This window comes from Kitasatospora sp. NPDC059747 (assembly GCF_042732955.1).
Taxonomy (GTDB): Bacteria; Actinomycetota; Actinomycetes; order Streptomycetales; family Streptomycetaceae; genus Kitasatospora.
In genome coordinates this window covers 1-16250 of record NZ_JBHWGV010000061.1, presented here as the reverse complement: position 1 = coordinate 16250, position 16250 = coordinate 1, and the positions used below count along the sequence as shown (strand labels likewise).

Sequence of the window (16250 nt, the reverse complement as noted above, 5' to 3'; positions counted from 1 at the left end):
GGGGCCGATGGGCCGGGTTATGTTTGTGCCCCCCCCCGGGGGGGGGGCGCGGCTATATCGCGCCCCCCCCAAATCCGCCCCCACCCCGGGACCGGACGTCACCGCCGCGCCAGCGCCAGCACGCTCAGCCCGAACATCGCCACGCCCAACGGCAAGTGGACCGACGGCACGTGCGCCACGCCGAGCACGACCTGGACGGACGCGAGGACCAGGAAGCCCGACGCCTCCCAGACCGGCCGCACCGGGCCGCCGCCCGGCTTCCACGCCAGCACCGCCGCCAGCACGTACAGCATCGACGCCCCGTACATCACGCGGGCGCCGACGCTGTGCAGCGTCTCCCCGTAGGACGCGGTCAGCAGCAGCCCGGCGGACGCGGCCTGCAGGAAGATCGTCAGGGTCTGGAGCGCGATCGCGATCCGCACCAACGGGAACGTACGCCGCACGGGAGTCGCCTGCGTCGCCATGTCTCGGTCCTCTCTTCAGTAAGGTCTCACGAACACGACGACGCAGGCCCGGGAAAGGTAAGGCCGAAGACCATGGGATCGGCACAGGACGGCATAGCCGGCGAGCGGCGCCAACTGCTCAACATCGCCTACCGCTTGCTCGGCTCCCTCGCCGAGTCCGAGGACGCCGTCCAGGAGGCGTACGCCCGCTGGTACGCGCTGCCGGGCGGCCGGCGCGACGAGATCGTGTCCCCCGGCGCGTGGCTGACGACCGTGACCGGCCGCATCTGCCTGGACGTGCTCGGCTCGGCGCGGGCCCGCCGTGAGCGGTACGTCGGCGCCTGGCTGCCGGAGCCGCTGCCCGACCGTACCCAGCGCGAGAACGGCCAGGAGAGCCTCGCCGACCAGATCGTCCTCGACGAGTCGGTGGCCATGGCCTTCCTCGTCGTCCTGGAGTCGATGACGCCCGCCGAGCGGGTGGCGTTCGTCCTGCACGACGTCTTCCGCTACCCCTTCGCCGAGATCGCCGCCGTCCTCGGCCGCACCCCCGCGGCCTGCAAGCAACTGGCGGCCTCCGCCCGACGGCGGGTGGGCACCACTCCCGCCCCCGCAACGGCCACCGGGCAGGCCGACACCGTACGGCGCCTCAAGAAGGCCTGGGAGAACAAGGACGTCGCCGCCCTCGTCGCCGTGCTCGACCCCGCCGCCGTGATGACCGCCGACGGCGGCGGGCTGGTCGGCACCGTCCTGCGCCCGGTCGAGGGCGGCGCGCTGATCGCCCAGTACATGCTCGCCATCGCCGACAAGGCGCCGGGCATGGAGCTCCTGGAGCGGTCGGTCAACGGCGCGGCCGGCCTGGTGGCCCGGCGCGACGGCGTCGTCATGACGGTGGCGTCGTTCGACGTCGCCGACGGCCGGGTCACCCGGATCTGGGCGGTCCGCAACCCGGAGAAGCTCGGGCCCTGGGGTCTGTAGGCCCTACCCGGCCGCCTTCATGAACGACGTCCAGATCCGCGCCGGCAGCTCGGAGTCCAGGGTGTCCGGGGCAGCCCCGCCGAGGCCCTCCAGAGAGAGCAGCTTCATGTCCTTCAGGTCCGCCCGGAACACCGTCACCGCCGTCGACACACGCGCGTTGTAGCCGACGAACCACCCCGCCGTACGGTCCACGGTGGTACCGGGCTTCGCCGCAACGTCCGGGCCGGCCTCCGCGGCCGCCTGCGCGCTGCCGCCACGAACCGCGCCCTTCAAGGCCGCGTCGACCTCCCCCGCCGCAGCCGCGCTCAGCGCCTGGACGGCCGTCGGCAGCCGCAGCGCGAGCACCTCCCCGTTGCGGGTGATCCGAAGCACCGAGTAGGGGTCGGTGCGGCTGCCCTTCGCCCCGAAGGCGGCGTACGCGTCGGCGGCCCTGATCGCGCTCGGCGTGGAGTTGCCGACACCGAAGGCCGGCACGAGCTCGCCCATGCTGCCCGGGAGGAGGCCCAGGTCCGTGGCGGTCTGCTGCACCCGGTCCAGGCCGACGTCCATGGCGAGCTGCGCCATCGGCCCGTTGACGGACTGCTCGATCGCGCTCCGCAGGCTCACCGGGCCCCAGCTGCGTCCGCCGTCGTTGGCGGTCTTGGCGGTCTTCCCGTCGCGCCCCCAGTACGGCCCCTCCGGGGTCATGACGTTCACCCCGTGGTCGCCGTTGTAGAGGGTGGCCGGCGTCACCGGCGAGCGGCTGCCGCCGCGCTGGCGCTGCACGCCCTGGCCGAGCCCCGCCGCGTACACCAGCGGGGTGAAGGCCGAACCCATGGGCACCGACGAGGCGTTGGCGTTGTCGTACCCCTGCTTCAGGTAGTCCGGGCCGCCGTACAGCGCGACCATCCGCCCGTCCGGGGCCACCGACGCGGCGCCGACCTTCAGCAGCTTGTCGGCCTCGCGGGCGTTCGGGTCGATGCCCTTCGTGGCCTCCTGCACGGCCGCCGCCAGCGCGGTGACCCGCGGCTTCTCGAAGGTGGTGAAGATCTGGTGGCCGCCGAGGTCGAACTGCGCCGGGGTGATGTCGCTGTGGCCCTCGACGTAGGCCCTGGCCATGTCCACCAGGTAGCCGACCTGGCCGCTCAGCCCCGCCGCCTTCGGCTGGGGCCTCGGTTCGGGGAACTCCGTGTAGCCGGCGCGCTCGGCGACGGACAGCTTTCCGGCCTTCACCATCCGGTCCAGGATCCAGGACCACCGGTCCTCGGCGCGCTCGCGGTTCTCCTCGCCGAGCGCCGGATCGAACTGCCCGGCCCCCTTCAACAAGGCCGCCAGGAAGGCCCCTTCGCTCGGGTTCAGCTGCGAGACGTCCTTGCCGTAGTACGCGGCGGCGGCCCGTTCGATGCCGTAGCTGCCGCGCCCGAACCAGCTGGTGTTCAGGTAGCCGGCCAGGATGTCCCGCTTGCTCATCCGCTGGTCGAGCTTGATCGCGATGACGGCCTCGCGGAGCTTGCGGGACATGGCCTGGCGCTGGTTCAGGTAGCTGTTCTTGACGTACTGCTGGGTGATGGTCGAGCCGCCCTGGGTGTCGCCGCCGGTGGCCATCGAGACGACCGCCCGGCCGATGCCCGAGAGCGAGATCCCCGGATCCGAGTAGAAGGTCTCGTTCTCCGCGGACAGCACGGCCCACTGCACCGGCTCCGGCACCCGGTCGAGCGGCACCTCCTGGCGGTTGGTCTCGCCGATCCTGGCCATCTCGGTGCCGTCCGCCCAGTAGTAGACGTTGTTCTGCTGGGTGGCGAAGGCGTTGAGGTCCTCGGGCACCTCGGTGGTCGCGTAGAGCCAGGCCGCCAGCGCCGTGACCGTCACCGCTCCGGCACCGGTGAGCAGGAGCAGCTGCCGCCAGGACGGCAGCCAGCGGCGGATCCCGCGCCGGCCCCGGCGCGGGTAGTCGAGCCGCCGTAGCGGGTGCCGTCGTCGGCGCCCCGCCTGGTGTTCGTCGCCCCCGCCCTTGCCCCCGACCCTGTGTAAACGCACAGCCCGGTCTCCGATCTGTCGGTGGATGCAGTCCCCGTCAAAGGGGTAGACGCCTGCGGGACCGCGCCAGGACGCCACCAAATCGGTGTGATCATGTTCATACCGCACACGACCGCTCGCGTTGAACCACCGCCGAGCCACCGCCGTACCCGGCGCCGAACCGCCACCGTCGGCGCCCCGCGCCGCGCCTGACCTGGACGACCGCCAGAATGACCCCATGAGGTTGATCCACACCGTGGCCGGCGTGCTCGTGCTCCTGCTCGTCATCGGCAGCATCCTGCGCACGCTCGTCGTACCCCGCGGCCTGTACTCGGCGCTCGTCTTCCGGCTCTGGGCCGCACTCCGGCTGCTGCTGCGCGTCTGGGCCGCGCCCTTCGGCACCTACCGGGCGCAGGACCGGGCACTGACCTGGCTCGCGCCGCTCGTGCTGCTGGGCATGCTCGGGGTGTGGCTCAGCGGGATGCTGCTCGCGTACACGCTGCTGCTGCACGGCACGTCGGAGCTCGACTGGTCGGTCTCGTTCCGCGAGGCCGGATCCAGCCTCTTCACGCTCGGCTTCGCCAGCGGCGACCGCCTGCACCTGTCCGTGATCGACTTCATGGCCGCCTCCAGCGGCCCGCTCGTCATCGCGCTGCAGATCGCCTACCTGCCCACCCTCTACGCCGCCTACCAGCGGCGCGAGACCGAGGTGACGCTGCTCCAGTCCCGGGCCGGCGAGCCCGCGTGGGGCCCGGAGCTGCTGGCCCGGCAGTCCCTCGTCGACACCGAGACGGCCCTGCCGCAGCTCTACCGGGACTGGGAGCGGCTGGCCGCCGACATCGGCGAGAGCCACTCCAACTACCCGGTGCTGCTCTCCTTCCGCTCCCCGCAGCCCAACCGCAGCTGGGTCGTCGGCCTGATCGCCGTCATGGACGCCGCCGCCCTCCACCTCGCCCTGTGCCCGCGCTCCGCCCCGCCCGAGGCCCGCCTGGTGATCCGCGCCGGCTTCACCGCGATGCGCGACATCGCGCGCGCCCTGCGCGTCGACTTCGACGCCGACCCGGACCCGGCCACCCCGATCCGCCTCACCTACGCCGAGTACATCGGCGCCGTCGCGATGATCACCGCCGCCGGGTTCACCCGCGAGCGGCCGGTCGAGGACGCCTGGCGCCACTTCAACGGCTGGCGCGTCAACTACGAGGCCCTCGCCTACGAGCTCGCCCGGCGCAGCGACGCCGTCCCCGCCCTGTGGTCCGGTCCCCGCGACTTCCGCGCCCCCGTCATCCCGCCGACCCGCCCCGCCGACCGCCGCCCCGACCAGGCCGGGCCCGGCCTGCCCCCGGCCTGACGGCGGCCCGCCGGCTGCGTCGAGAAGGTGCCCTGCCCGGCCGGGCGGCGACGCCGGCCGGGCAGGGGCGGGGTGGGAGGTCAGGCCTGGCGGGTCTGCGCCCAGGTGTAGAGGTGGCGGGCACTGTCACCGAAGCGCGTGGCGTAGAGCGTGTTGGTCTGCCCGCCCGCGAGGTCCTCGCTGGTGGTGGTGACGCCGACGACGGTGCCGACGCCGGTGCGCGTGTCGAAGCGGGCCAGGTGCGGGCCGCCGCTCGCTCCGTGGGACATGTCGCAGGACTCGCCCCACAGGAGGGGGGCCTTGGGGCCGGGGCGGGCCGGTCCGGCGCAGTGGATCATCCGGGATCCGGCGTACTTGGCGGCGGGGTTGTTGAGCCGGTCCTTCGGGTACCCGAAGGTGTGGATGAACTCCCCCTCGGCGGGCCTGGTGAACGCGATCCGCTGGGCTCCCGTGACGTCCGCGATGCGCCGCCCCTCGGCCGAGGGGTTCGCCACCAGGACTCCCGTGTCGTGGCCGGGGCCGGGCGCCCCGGGCCGGCGGGCGGGGGGCCGGGGGGGGGCGCTGGCGCCTGAAGGCCCGGGTCACGCTCTGGCGGCGGCCTCGATCCGCTCCTTGACGGCCCGCATCTGGACGACCGTGTTGGCCGTCAGGTGCTCGGCCATCTCCTTGTCCCCGAAGGGGAGTTCGTCCCGCACGTGGAAGTCCTGCACCCAGCGCATGTGGACGCCGTCCGGGGTCTCCCGGTACTCCCAGAAGATCTTCATGTACTCGAAGGGTCCGGTCTCGACCCGGTGGGCCCGCACGCTGCGGGTGCTCAGGTCGCTGGTGCGCTCGGAGACCCAGGTGCGGGCCACGCCCGCCTCGTCGGGGTGCATGGTGAGCCTGAACCGCACGGTGTCGCCCCGCTGTTCGAGGATCTCCGCGTCGGCGTACTCGGTGAACAGCCGCGGCCAGCCGGCCACGTCGTTCGTCATCTCCCAGACCAGGTCGAACGGCGCCGCCACGACCGTGCTCGACTCGGTGTGCCCGTGTTCGGTCATCGCGCTCAGGCCTCCGCGCGCTGCCGGTTGACGTACTCCAGCAGGGCCGCGGGGGTGCGCAGGTCGTCGATCACCTCGTCCGGGATGGCGACGCCGAGCCGGCCCTGGACCTGGGTGACCACCTCCAGGACGGCCAGCGAGTCGTAGCCGAGCTCGCCGAAGTCGGCGTGCAGGATGTCGCCGTCGAGGTCGACGGCCTCGCCGGTGCCCACGCACTGGCGCATGATGTCCCGCAGGCCGTCCAGGTTCAGGGTGTCCATCGCTTCAACTCCGTTTCCGTTGAGCACTGTTCGTGCACTTCTTGTACGCGCAGGGCCCGTTCGTGCAGAGCCTGTCCGCGCAGGGCCCGTTCGCGCAGGGCCTGTTCACACGGCCCGGACGACGACCGCGGCGTTGAAGCCGTTGTGGCCGCGGGCGATCACGAGCGCGGTGCGCACCACCGCCTCCCTGGGGTCGCCCAGGATCAGGTCGACCGGGCAGTCCGGGGAGGGCGCGGTGACGTTCACGGTCGGCGGGACGACGCCGTGGCGCACCGCCAGCAGCGCCGCCACCAGGTCGACCGTCGGGCCGGCCGCGTAGAGGCGGCCGGTGGTGGTCTTGGGCACGGTGACCGGCACCCCGGCGGGGCCGAACACCTCGGCGAGCGCCCGGCTCTCCAGCCGGTCCAGCGCCGGGACGCCGTAGCCGTCGGCGAAGACCACGTCGACGTCGCCCGGCGCGCACCGGGCGTCGGCCAGCGCCCCCTCGATGGCCCGGCGCAGGTTGGGCCCGCGCCCGGTGGCCGGGTGCGGGTCGAAGGCGGTGGCGTAGCCCGCGATCTCGCCGTACGGGCGCACGCCGCGGGCGCGGGCCGACTCCGCCTCCTCGACCAGGAGGATCGCCCCGCCCTCCCCGGGCGCGTAGCCCGAGGCCTCGGCGTCGAAGGGCAGGTAGGCCCGGGCGGGGTCGGTGCTGCGGCTGACCAGGCCGGGCGGGATCTGCCCGACCAGGCCGGAGGGCGAGAACGAGGAGTCCGTGCCGCCGGACAGGACGAAGGTGGTGCCGCCCCGGATCGTGCGCCGGGCCTGGCCCACGCAGTCCAGCCCGCCGGCCTGGTCGGTGATGAAGACGCCGCTCGGCCCGCGCATGCCGTGCCGGATCGAGATCTGGCCCGAGTTGGCCGCGTAGAACCAGGCGATCGCCATGTAGGCGCCGACCTGCGAGGGCCCCTTGGAGTAGAGGTTCTGCATCTCCCGCTGGCCGAACTCGGCGCCGCCGGTGGCGTTGGCGGTGACGACGCCCATCTGGTACTCGGGCTGCTCCTTGGGATCCAGCTCACCGTCGAGCAGGGCCTCCTCGGCGCAGACCAGGCCGAACTGGGTCATCAGCGCGGTCTCCACGACGACCCGGCTGGGCAGCAGCGCGTACGGGTCGAAGCCCGGCACCTCGCCGATGACCTTGATCGGGTAGCCGGTCGGGTCCATCCGGGTCATCGGCGCCAGCCCGCTGCGGCCGTCGAGGGTGTTGGCCCAGTACGTCTTCACGCCGATCCCGGTCGGCGCGACGACGCCCAGGCCGGTCACCACGGCGCGTCTGTCCGGTTCCGCGGTCATCGGAGCACCCTCCCCTCGTCGGCCAGCACGATCGCGCTCTGGAACCCGCCGAAACCGCTGCCGACGCTGAGCACGACGTCGGTCCGCTGGTCCCGGGCGGTGACCGGGACGTAGTCCAGGTCGCACTCCGGGTCCGGCGTCTCCAGGTTGGCGGTCGGGGGCACGACGTCGTGCTCGATCGCCAGGCAGCAGGCGGCCACCTCGATGGCGCCGATCGCGCCGAGCGAGTGCCCGATCATCGACTTGATGGAGCTGACCGGGGCCCGGTAGGCGTGCGCGCCCAGGGCGCGTTTGAAGGCCGCGGTCTCGTGCCGGTCGTTCTGCCGGGTGCCGGAGCCGTGCCCGTTGACGTAGTCGATCTCCTGCGGGTTGACCCGGGCCTGGTCGAGCGCGGCCCGGATCGCCTCGGCCATCTCCCGGCCGTCCGGTTTGAGGCCGGTCATGTGGTAGCCGTTGGCGCGGCTCGCGTAGCCGGCCACCTCGCAGTAGATGGACGCGCCGCGCTTGCGGGCGTGTTCCAGTTCCTCGAAGACCATCACCGCCGAACCCTCGCCCAGGATCAGGCCCTTGCGGTTGAGGTCGTAGGGACGGCAGGCGTGCTCGGGGTCGTCGTTGGCGGTGGACTGGGCGCGCAGGGTGTCGAAGCAGGCGACCGTGACCGGGGAGACCGGTGCGTCGGTGCCGGCCGCGAGCATCACGTCCGCGCTGCCCTCGCGGACCAGCTCGAAGGCGTGGCCCAGCGCGTCGATGCCCGAGGTGCAGCCGGTGGAGATCAGGCCCACCGGGCCCTCCGCGCCGCAGGCCCAGGCGAGTTCGGCCGCCATCGAGCTGGGGACCATGACGTCGTACAGGTGCGGGACGGCGTACTGCGGGTCCACCAGCCACTTGCTGCCGCCGTCGCTGAGCACCACGTACTCGCGCTCCATCAGCTCGGTGCAGCCGATCGCGTTGCCCAGCGAGACGCCGACCCGGCCCGGGTCGGGCGCGCCGCCGGCCAGGCCGCTGTCGGCGAGCGCCTCGCGGGCGGCGATCAGCGCGAACTGGCCGGCCCGGTCCAGACGGCGGGCCTCCTGCGGGGACAGGCCGCAGGCCAGCGGGTCGAAGTCGATCTCGGCGGCGACCTGGCAGCGGAAGTCCGACGGATCGAAGTGGGTGATGCGGCGGGTGGCGGTGCGCCCGGCCGTCAGGGTGTCCCAGAACGCGCCGGTGCCGACGCCCTTGGGTGCGATGACCCCGATGCCGGTCACCACGACGCGGCGCCCGGTCATGAGGTCACGGCTCCGACCTGCGGCAACTCGCCGCCGGAGGAGGGAAGTTCCTCGGTGTCCACGTGGCCGAGCTCGGGCTTGGGGGCGAGCGGGCCGAGGAAGAACACGGCGAACATCTCCTCGTCGCCGTGGTTGTCCATCCGGTGCCGCAGCCCCTTGGGGATCATGAACGAGTCCCCCGCCACCAGCTCGATCGGCCGCCCCTCCAGGAGCAGCGTCATCCGGCCGCCGACGATGTAGAAGTACTCCTCGGAGTACGGGTGGTAGTGCTCGCTGACGAACTCGCCGGGCATGAGCGACCCCGCGCCCAGGAAGCCGGCGGTGGCCGCGCACGTCCTCGGGCTGAGCAGGACGCGCAGGTCGCCGCCGCGCCGCCGGTTCGGCGGGACGTCCGCGAACGCGACCTTCCCGGGCTCGCCCGCAGGGGTTGAAGTCATAGCCTCTCCTTCTCCGGTGGTCCGACTGACGGATCGTCAGACGGCAAGCTGTACGCGGTACTCGGCCAGCCAGGTGTTGAGCTGGAGTGCGAACTCGATGTTGGTGCGGGCCAGCCAGTCCGACCCGCCCGGCCATTCGGCGCCGGCCGCCGCGCGGGCCGCCGCGCCGTCCAGCAGCGGGGCCACCGGGGCGGCCGGGTCGCGCAGCACGGCGGCCAGCTCGCGCTGGAGCATCCGCGCGTACGCCGGGTCCTGGTTGACCGGGAACGGGCTCTTGCGCCGCTGGGCGACCGACCGCGGCAGCAGCGGGGCGACGGCCGCCCGCAGCAGGCTCTTCTCGCGCCCGTCGAAGGACTTCATCCGCCAGGGCACGTTGAAGGCGTACTCGACCAGGCGGTGGTCGCAGAACGGCATCCGGGCGTCCAGCCCCACCGCCCGGCTCAGCCGGTCGTCCCGGTCCAGCAGGCGCGGCAGCCACCGGGTCAGGTGCAGGTGGCACAGCTCGCGCATGCGCCGCTCGGCCGCGTTCTCGCCGTCCAGCCGAGGCACCTCGCCGATCGCCTGGCGGTAGCTGTCGGCGCCGAACCCGGCCAGGTCCAGGCCGCGCAGCAGCCCGCGGTCGAACAGGCCGAGCCCGAGCCCGTCCCTGGACTGCTCGTGCGAGCGCTCGTACGCCACCCACGGGAAGTGGCCGGTGCGCACCAGCTCCGGGTCGTGCATCCACGGGAAGCCGCCGAACAGCTCGTCGGCGGCCTCGCCGGAGAGCACGACGCCGGCCCGCTCGCGCACCGCGGCGAAGAGCAGGTGGGCGGCGACGTCCATCTCGGCGAACGGCGTCGGCCGGTCCTGGGCGCGCAGCACCGCCAGGCGGCCGGCCGGGTCGGCCAGGTCGGCGGTGCCGAGCACCACGTCGACGTGCTCGGAGCCCAGGTGGCGGGCCAGTTCGGCCGCGTACGGGGCGTCCGCGGTGGCGCGCACGTGGTCGGGGCGGAAGTTCTCGGCGTGGCCGAGGAAGGTGCCGGTGGCGGTGAGCAGCGGCTTGGCCCCGCGCTCCGCCGAGGTGCGGGCGGCCAGCGCGGCCACCGCGCCCGAGTCGAGGCCGCCGGAGAGCAGCACGCAGGGCGCGGGCTCCTCGGGCAGCATCCGGTTCACCGCGTCGGACAGCAGCAGGCGCACGGTCGCGACGGTGGTGTCCCGGTCGTCGGGGTGCGGGCGGCTCTGCAGCCGCCAGTAGGCGCGCTCGGTCAGCCACCCGTCGGCCAGTTCCACGACGTGGCCGGGACGGACCTCGTCGACGCCCCGGAAGACGCTGCGGCCGGGGGTCTTGATCTGGGTGAACAGCTCGCGCAGGCTGTCCGCGTCCGCCGCCGGGTCGACCGCCTCCCCGGCCAGCAGGGCCTTCGGCTCCGAGGCGAAGGCCAGTTCGTCGCCGAGCCGCGCGTAGTGCAGCGGCCGCACGCCGAGGCGGTCCCTGGCCAGCAGGAGCCGGCGGCGGCGGACGTCCCACAGCGCGAACGCGAAGGCGCCGTCCAGCCGGACCGGACAGTCCGCGCCCCACTCCCGGTAGGCGTGGAGCACGGTCTCCGGGTCGCCGCCGGAGCGGGGCCGGTGGCCACGGGCGTCCAGCACCCGGCGCACGCCCTCGGGCCCGTACAGCGTGCCGGCGAAGGCGATCACGGCCGTCACCTCGCCGTCCTCGACCAGGGCGGCCGGGCGGGCCCCCGGTGGGCCGGGGAACGCCAGCAGGGCGTTCCCGTCGGTCCAGGTCCCGTGGGCCGGCGGGCCCCCGGGCGTCATCGCGGCGGCCATCGCGGCCACGCCCGCCGTCCTCCGGTCCGGGTCGGGCCCCAGCCCCACCCACCCGGCGATGCAAGTCATGCGGATCCCCTCGGTCGCGACGTCCCCGGTCGGTGCCGCGACACAGCATGGGGAGCCGCCCTCTCGGGTGGATCGAGCCCGCCTGAACGTCCGGCGGGCGTGTCCGGGGCTCAGAGCGTTTCGAGGACTCCTCTACCGGCAGCCGGAACGCTGTCCCCGGCAGTACCGCAGGGCCACCGCACCCTCACGTAAAGAGGCTTCAACCGTGTCGACTTCCACCAGCCGGCCCGCCGGGCTCCCGCACTTCGCGGTCGCGGGCATCGGCGCGGGCCCGGCCAACCTGAGCTTCGCCGCCCTCGCCGAGGGCACCGTTCCCGGGGCGGTGGCGCTCTTCGACCGGCGGGGCTCGCACGCCTGGCACCCCGAGCTGATGCACCCGGGGGCCCGGCTGCAGACCTCCTGGGTGAAGGACCTGGTCACCCTGGTCGATCCGCGCAACCGCTTCTCCTTCCTCAACTACCTGGTCACCACCGGGCGGATCTACGCCTTCCTGAACGCCCAGTTCGAGGCGATCCCCCGGCTGGAGTACGACCGGTACCTGGCCTGGGCCAGTGGTGAGCTGGGCACCATCCGGTACGGCGTCGACATCACCGCGATCTCCTTCGACGGCGTCTTCGTCCTGGGCTCCGGGGACCGCCCGGTGGCCACCGCCGACCACCTGGTGCTCGGCCTCGGCACCCGCCCGTACGTGCCGGACTGCTTCGAACTCCCCGGCCCGCACGGCGTCCTGCTCGCCGAGGAGCTCACCGGGCACTTCACCGGCTGCCGGCCCGGACCGCACGAGACGGCCGTGGTGATCGGCGGCGGCCAGACCGGCGCCGAGGCGGTGCTCTCGCTGCTGCGGCTCGGGCTGCGGGAGATCCGCTGGATCGGCCGGCGGCCGTGGTTCGCGCCGATGGACGACTCGCCGCCCGCCAACGACTTCTACCGGCCCGCGTACGTGCGCCACTTCCAGAGCCTGCCGGCGCACGTGCGCGACAGCGTCGCGACGAACCAGATCCTCACCAGCGACGGCGTCTCGATGGCCACGCTGCAGGAGCTGTACCAGGTCAACTACGAGATCCGGCTGGCCGAGGGACGCTCCCCGGTGATGATGCTGCCCGGCCGGGACGTGGTCGGGGCCGTCGAGCGGCAGGGCTCGGTGGTCCTGCGCTGCCGCCGGCTGGGCGGCGGCCAGGAGCAGCACTCGGCCCGGCACGTCGTGCTGGCCACCGGGCGGCGGCCCGCGCCGCTGCCGCTGGACCCCGAACTGCTCGACCTGGCACCGGGCGAGGAGCCGGTCATCGAGGCGGACTACTCGTTGCGCTGGAAGCACGGCGACACCAACCGGATCTTCGCCCAGAACCGCGCCCAGTCCAGCCACGGCGTGGTCGACCCCAACCTCAGCCTGCTCTCGGTGCGCAGCGCCGTGATCATCAACTCCCTGCTGGACCGGTCGGTCTTCAGCATCCGCGACGAGCAGGTCCACACCCTGTGGGCCTGACCCGCCCGGACCGCCCCGGACCGACCGGTCCCCGCTCCCCCGCCCAACGGCACCTGGAGGTAGACGAGATGCCCGACAACCGGACCGACGTACTGATCGTGGGCGCCGGGATGGCAGGCCTGACCGCGGCCGTGTTCCTGGCCTGGCACGGGCTGCGCCCGGTCCTGGTCGAGCGCCATCCGCAGGAACTGGTGCACCCCCGGGCCCGGGGGATCAACGCCCGCTCGGTGGAGGTGTTCCGTCAGGCCGGTCTGGAGGAGCGGCTCTTCGCCGCCCGGGGCGAGGGCATCGTGGCCTCCGACGCCGACTCCTCGCGGATGCTGATGGCCCGCACCCTGGCCGACCGGGACGTCGACTTCGTCGACCTGGCGACCGGCTCCGCGGACGGTGTCAGCCCGACCGAGTGGTGCCCGATCGACCAGGACCGGCTGGAGGTCATCCTGCGCGAACGGGCCCGCGAGCTGGGCGCCGACGTGCGCTACGGCGTCGAGCTGACCGCCCTCACCCCGCGCCCGGACGGCGTCACGGCGCGGGTGCGCGAGGCCGCGGGCGGCGCCGAGTACACCGTGGAGGCCGCCTACGTGGTGGCGGCGGACGGCCAGCGCAGCACCGTGCGGCGCCTGCTGGACATCCCGGTGGAGGGCCCCGGGGTGCTGCTCGACACCCTCTCCATGGTGGTCGAGGCCGACATCGAGGAGGTCGTCGCGGGCCGCCGCTTCGGCTTCGCCTACCTGGGCAGCCCGCGGCAGGGCACGGTGATCTTCCCGCACGACGGGAAGAACCGCTGGTGCTTCGGCGTGCCCTTCGAGCCCCGCAAGGGCGAGACGGTCGCCGACTACCCGGCCGAGCGCTGCCTGGAGCTGTTCCGGGAGGCGGTCGGACTGCCGGAGCTCGACGGCCGGCTGGTGCCCCAGCTACCGGACGGCACCGAGGTGCTGCCGTTCGCGATCGGGGCGTACTGCGCCGAGCGGTTCGTCCACGGGCGGGTCCTGCTGGCCGGCGACGCCGCCCGGATCGTGCCGCCGACCGGCGCGTTCGGCGGCAGCACCGGCATCCAGGACGCCCACAACCTCGCCTGGAAGCTGGCCGCCGTGGTCAAGGGCGAGGCCGGCCCCGGGCTGCTGGAGAGCTACGACGCCGAGCGCCGCGCGGTCTCCGAGTTCACCATGGAGCAGGCCATGGCGCAGATGGTCTGGCGCACCGGCACCACGGCGTCCGACGAGGTCGACGGCATGCGGCTGTGGGACTGGTGGTCCGTCATCCTGGGCTACCGCTACCGCTCCGGCGCCACCTGGGCGGCCTCCGTGCTCCGCGCGTGCGACGAGCTCGACGTCGAACTCGACTTCTACCTGGCCGGGTTCGACCTCGACGTGCCGACCGCGCAGTGGGCCGAGCGGCACGGCGTGCGCGACGACGGCGCGGTGCTGGTCCGCCCGGACGGCTTCGTCGCCTGGCGCAGCCGCACCGGCGCGGACCCGGACGGCGACCGGCTGGTCGCCGCGCTCACCCGCGTCCTCGCCCGCGACTGAAACACCCGATCCCATGTCAAACGAGAGGAGTTCGACAATGTCCGAGCTGGAGACCCGGTTCAAGGAACTGGTCGCGCTGGTGGACGCCACGCCCAAGGACCAGGTGGAAGGGAGGCTCGCCGGACTGCCCGGCGGCGTCCCGGCCGCGCTGGACACCGTGTACGAGCAGCTGGCCTCGACGTTCAACCCGGCCAAGGCGGGCGGCGAGAGCGGCGTCTTCCAGTACGAGGTGGCCACCGCCGGCGGCGTCCAGGAGTACCACCTGGTGGTCGCCGACGGCGCGTGCACGGTCGGCAAGGGCACCCGGGAGGACGCCGACGTCGTCATCGGCGTCAAGGTCGTCGACATGCTGCTGATGGCCACCGGCAAGCTCTCCGGCCAGAAGGCCTTCGTCACCGGCAAGCTGAAGCTCCGCGGCAACGCGTTCTTCGGCATGAAGCAGGGCGAGTGGTTCGACTGATGGCCCGGACTCCGATGACCGGGACGCTGCACGAACGGCTGGGCGCCGCGGGCGCGCCGCTGCTGGACGCCGTCCGGGAGCACCCGTTCTTCGCCGGCCTGCGCGACGGCTCCCTGCCGGGCGGGGCGCTGCTGCACTTCGCCCGGCAGGACGCCGACTTCCTGCTCCCGGCGTACGGCCGCGCCCTGGCCCGCTGCGCCGCGCTGGCCCACGACCACGACCACGCCCTGGTGCTGACCCGGATGGCGGTCGGCACCCTGGAGGCCCGCCAGGCCATGGCCCTCGGGTACGACCTGATGGCGGGCGAGCTGGCCGCCGACGGCGACGACTCCTGGCGCACCCGGCCGGCCGATCCGGCCACCCACGCGTACACGTCGTTCTTCGGCGCGGCGAGCGCCGGTTCGCTGGCCGAGGGGGTCGGGGCACTGCTGCCCTGCTCCTGGTTCTACCTGAGCATCGCCGACGACCTGCGCGAGCGCCACGACCCCGGCGGCCGCTACGCCTCCTGGGTCTCCGCACTGCACCCGGGCGAGGACTACCGGGAGGTCCTGGAGGGCTTCCTGGCCCTCGTCGACGACCTGGGACGCAGCTGCTCGGCCGAGGAACTCGTACGGCTGGAACGGAACTTCGCGATCTCCGCCCGGTACGAGTGGAGCTTCGTCGACGCCGCGCTGCGCCAACTCGACTGGCCCATCGCTTCCATGACGTCCTGACCAAAGGAGGTGGCGCGTGCGCCTCGGCATCAACATCACCAACTTCGGCTGGCCCGGCTCGCCGGAGAACATCGGCAGCACCCTCGGGCGGATCGCGCGGACCGCGGAGGAGGTCGGCTTCGACAGCCTCTGGGTGATGGACCACTTCTTCCAGACCCCGCTCAACCGCGGCCCGGCCGGCCCGTGCCCGGAGGCGTACGCCACGCTGGGCTTCGTCGCCGGGCAGACCTCGCGGATCCGCCTCGGCACCCTCGTCACCGGCGTGGTGAACCGCCACCCCGGCGTCCTGGTGAAGACGGTCAGCACCCTCGACGCGCTCTCCGGCGGCCGGATGTACTTCGGCATCGGCGCCGCCTGGTACGAGGAGGAGCAGCGCGGCCTGGGCATCCCGGTGGTCCCGCGGGCCGAGCGGTTCGAGCGGCTGGAGGAGACCGTGCGGCTCGCCAAGCACATGTGGGCGGGCAGCGAGGAGCCGTTCCTCGGCAGGCACTACCGGCTGGAGGAGCCGCGCAACGAGCCCAACTCGCCGCAGCGGCCCCACCCGCCGGTGCTGATCGGCGGCCAGGGCCGGCGCAAGACCTTCGGCCTGGTCGCCCGGTACGCGGACGCCTGCAACGTCTACGAGCTGCCCGACCCCGAGCTCATCAAGGACAAGCTGGCCACGCTGCCGCCGCAGCACCCGATGCGGCGCAACGCCCACCTCAAGCCGACCGAGGTGATCCGCGAGCAGTTCGACGTCCTGCGGCAGCGCTGCGAGGAGGCCGGGCGGCCGTACGGCGAGATCGAGAAGACCACGCTCGGCACGGGCGCGCTCACCCGGACCGGCGGGGGCGGGGCCTACTCCCCGGCCGGCGCGGTCGAGCGCTTCGAGCGGCTCGCCGAGCTGGGGGTCGACCACGCCATCGTCGAGCCGCCCGACCCGTGGCGGGAGGGCGCGCTCGACGTGTGGGCGGAGGTCATTGCGGCGGTGGCGAGGATCGTTCCGGCCGGGCGCTCCTGAGCCGGGCTCCCGCTCCGGGCCGCCGGGCGATCGCGGCCCCTGCGCGCTCGAACGCCCCGCGGCCCCCCCGCCCCCAACCCCGAAACACC

General features: G+C 73.5%; 16 protein-coding genes. 7 read left to right on the top strand and 9 right to left on the bottom strand.

Annotation, left to right across the window (positions count from 1 at the left end):
• Positions 1 to 98: 98 nt before the first annotated feature.
• Positions 99 to 464 carry a hypothetical protein gene (locus ACFV4G_RS25115; protein WP_380444040.1) on the bottom strand — a complete coding sequence of 122 codons (366 nt, stop codon included), beginning with the start codon at positions 462 to 464 and terminating at the stop codon, positions 99 to 101.
• A 72-nt stretch (positions 465 to 536) separates the two neighbouring features.
• Here ACFV4G_RS25115 and sigJ point away from each other — a divergent pair, with 72 nt between their 5' ends.
• The gene (sigJ, locus tag ACFV4G_RS25110) at positions 537 to 1418 is read left to right on the top strand and encodes an RNA polymerase sigma factor SigJ (RefSeq protein WP_380444038.1); all 882 of its coding nucleotides are present in this window, start codon (positions 537 to 539) and stop codon (positions 1416 to 1418) included.
• Between the two features lie 3 nt (positions 1419 to 1421).
• Here the strand turns inward: sigJ and ACFV4G_RS25105 are convergent, their stop codons facing one another.
• Entirely contained in the window at positions 1422 to 3434 is a 2013-nt protein-coding gene (locus ACFV4G_RS25105) for a transglycosylase domain-containing protein (protein ID WP_380444036.1), read from the bottom strand.
• Positions 3435 to 3651: 217 nt separating this feature from the next.
• Between ACFV4G_RS25105 and ACFV4G_RS25100 the strand changes: the two genes are divergently transcribed.
• On the top strand, positions 3652 to 4761 hold the full coding sequence (locus ACFV4G_RS25100; protein ID WP_380444034.1) for a hypothetical protein: 1110 nt from the start codon (positions 3652 to 3654) through the stop codon (positions 4759 to 4761).
• Between the two features lie 80 nt (positions 4762 to 4841).
• Here the strand turns inward: ACFV4G_RS25100 and ACFV4G_RS25095 are convergent, their stop codons facing one another.
• The 7 genes from ACFV4G_RS25095 to asnB form a co-directional block, all read right to left on the bottom strand.
• Entirely contained in the window at positions 4842 to 5255 is a 414-nt protein-coding gene (locus tag ACFV4G_RS25095) for a hypothetical protein (RefSeq protein ID WP_380444032.1), read from the bottom strand.
• Between the two features lie 87 nt (positions 5256 to 5342).
• Positions 5343 to 5801: an SRPBCC family protein gene (locus tag ACFV4G_RS25090; RefSeq protein ID WP_380444030.1), complete on the bottom strand. Its 459-nt coding sequence runs from the start codon at positions 5799 to 5801 to the stop codon at positions 5343 to 5345.
• 5 nt (positions 5802 to 5806) lie between these two features.
• On the bottom strand, positions 5807 to 6061 hold the full coding sequence (locus tag ACFV4G_RS25085) for an acyl carrier protein (protein WP_380444028.1): 255 nt from the start codon (positions 6059 to 6061) through the stop codon (positions 5807 to 5809).
• A 105-nt stretch (positions 6062 to 6166) separates the two neighbouring features.
• Complete coding sequence (locus tag ACFV4G_RS25080; protein ID WP_380444026.1) at positions 6167 to 7393, bottom strand: ketosynthase chain-length factor; 1227 nt, start codon at positions 7391 to 7393, stop codon at positions 6167 to 6169.
• Positions 7390 to 8661 (bottom strand): beta-ketoacyl-[acyl-carrier-protein] synthase family protein, encoded by a 1272-nt coding sequence (locus ACFV4G_RS25075; RefSeq protein ID WP_380444024.1) that lies wholly within the window; start codon positions 8659 to 8661, stop codon positions 7390 to 7392. The genes ACFV4G_RS25080 and ACFV4G_RS25075 overlap by 4 nt, the downstream gene beginning before the upstream one ends.
• Positions 8658 to 9098 carry a cupin domain-containing protein gene (locus ACFV4G_RS25070; protein ID WP_380444022.1) on the bottom strand — a complete coding sequence of 147 codons (441 nt, stop codon included), beginning with the start codon at positions 9096 to 9098 and terminating at the stop codon, positions 8658 to 8660. Before ACFV4G_RS25070 ends, ACFV4G_RS25075 begins: the two co-directional genes overlap by 4 nt.
• 36 nt (positions 9099 to 9134) lie before the next feature.
• Positions 9135 to 10976: an asparagine synthase (glutamine-hydrolyzing) gene (gene asnB / locus ACFV4G_RS25065; RefSeq protein WP_380444020.1), complete on the bottom strand. Its 1842-nt coding sequence runs from the start codon at positions 10974 to 10976 to the stop codon at positions 9135 to 9137.
• 205 nt (positions 10977 to 11181) lie between these two features.
• Here asnB and ACFV4G_RS25060 point away from each other — a divergent pair, with 205 nt between their 5' ends.
• From ACFV4G_RS25060 to ACFV4G_RS25040, 5 genes are all read left to right on the top strand, one after another.
• A complete protein-coding gene (locus tag ACFV4G_RS25060; RefSeq protein ID WP_380444018.1) occupies positions 11182 to 12459 on the top strand; it encodes a lysine N(6)-hydroxylase/L-ornithine N(5)-oxygenase family protein in 1278 nt (425 codons plus the stop codon).
• Between the two features lie 68 nt (positions 12460 to 12527).
• Entirely contained in the window at positions 12528 to 13988 is a 1461-nt protein-coding gene (locus tag ACFV4G_RS25055; protein WP_380444016.1) for an FAD-dependent monooxygenase, read from the top strand.
• Positions 13989 to 14025: 37 nt separating this feature from the next.
• Complete coding sequence (locus tag ACFV4G_RS25050) at positions 14026 to 14448, top strand: SCP2 sterol-binding domain-containing protein (RefSeq protein ID WP_380444014.1); 423 nt, start codon at positions 14026 to 14028, stop codon at positions 14446 to 14448.
• A complete protein-coding gene (locus ACFV4G_RS25045; RefSeq protein ID WP_380444012.1) occupies positions 14448 to 15161 on the top strand; it encodes a TenA family protein in 714 nt (237 codons plus the stop codon). The genes ACFV4G_RS25050 and ACFV4G_RS25045 overlap by 1 nt, the downstream gene beginning before the upstream one ends.
• Positions 15162 to 15177: 16 nt before the next feature.
• Positions 15178 to 16161 (top strand): LLM class F420-dependent oxidoreductase, encoded by a 984-nt coding sequence (locus ACFV4G_RS25040; RefSeq protein ID WP_380444010.1) that lies wholly within the window; start codon positions 15178 to 15180, stop codon positions 16159 to 16161.
• Positions 16162 to 16250 lie beyond the last annotated feature (89 nt).

Bases quoted from the DNA above. Each gene is read 5' to 3' on its own strand.
- sigJ (WP_380444038.1), top strand. From the start codon at position 537: ATGGGATCGGCACAGGACGGCATAGCCGGCGAGCGGCGCCAACTGCTC.
- ACFV4G_RS25050 (WP_380444014.1), top strand. From the start codon at position 14,026: ATGTCCGAGCTGGAGACCCGGTTCAAGGAACTGGTCGCGCTGGTGGAC.
- ACFV4G_RS25045 (WP_380444012.1), top strand. From the start codon at position 14,448: ATGGCCCGGACTCCGATGACCGGGACGCTGCACGAACGGCTGGGCGCC.
- ACFV4G_RS25090 (WP_380444030.1), bottom strand. From the start codon at position 5,801: ATGACCGAACACGGGCACACCGAGTCGAGCACGGTCGTGGCGGCGCCG.
- ACFV4G_RS25080 (WP_380444026.1), bottom strand. From the start codon at position 7,393: ATGACCGCGGAACCGGACAGACGCGCCGTGGTGACCGGCCTGGGCGTC.
- ACFV4G_RS25070 (WP_380444022.1), bottom strand. From the start codon at position 9,098: ATGACTTCAACCCCTGCGGGCGAGCCCGGGAAGGTCGCGTTCGCGGAC.
- ACFV4G_RS25100 (WP_380444034.1), top strand. From the start codon at position 3,652: ATGAGGTTGATCCACACCGTGGCCGGCGTGCTCGTGCTCCTGCTCGTC.
- ACFV4G_RS25055 (WP_380444016.1), top strand. From the start codon at position 12,528: ATGCCCGACAACCGGACCGACGTACTGATCGTGGGCGCCGGGATGGCA.
- ACFV4G_RS25085 (WP_380444028.1), bottom strand. From the start codon at position 6,061: ATGGACACCCTGAACCTGGACGGCCTGCGGGACATCATGCGCCAGTGC.
- ACFV4G_RS25075 (WP_380444024.1), bottom strand. From the start codon at position 8,661: ATGACCGGGCGCCGCGTCGTGGTGACCGGCATCGGGGTCATCGCACCC.
- asnB (WP_380444020.1), bottom strand. From the start codon at position 10,976: ATGACTTGCATCGCCGGGTGGGTGGGGCTGGGGCCCGACCCGGACCGG.
- ACFV4G_RS25115 (WP_380444040.1), bottom strand. From the start codon at position 464: ATGGCGACGCAGGCGACTCCCGTGCGGCGTACGTTCCCGTTGGTGCGG.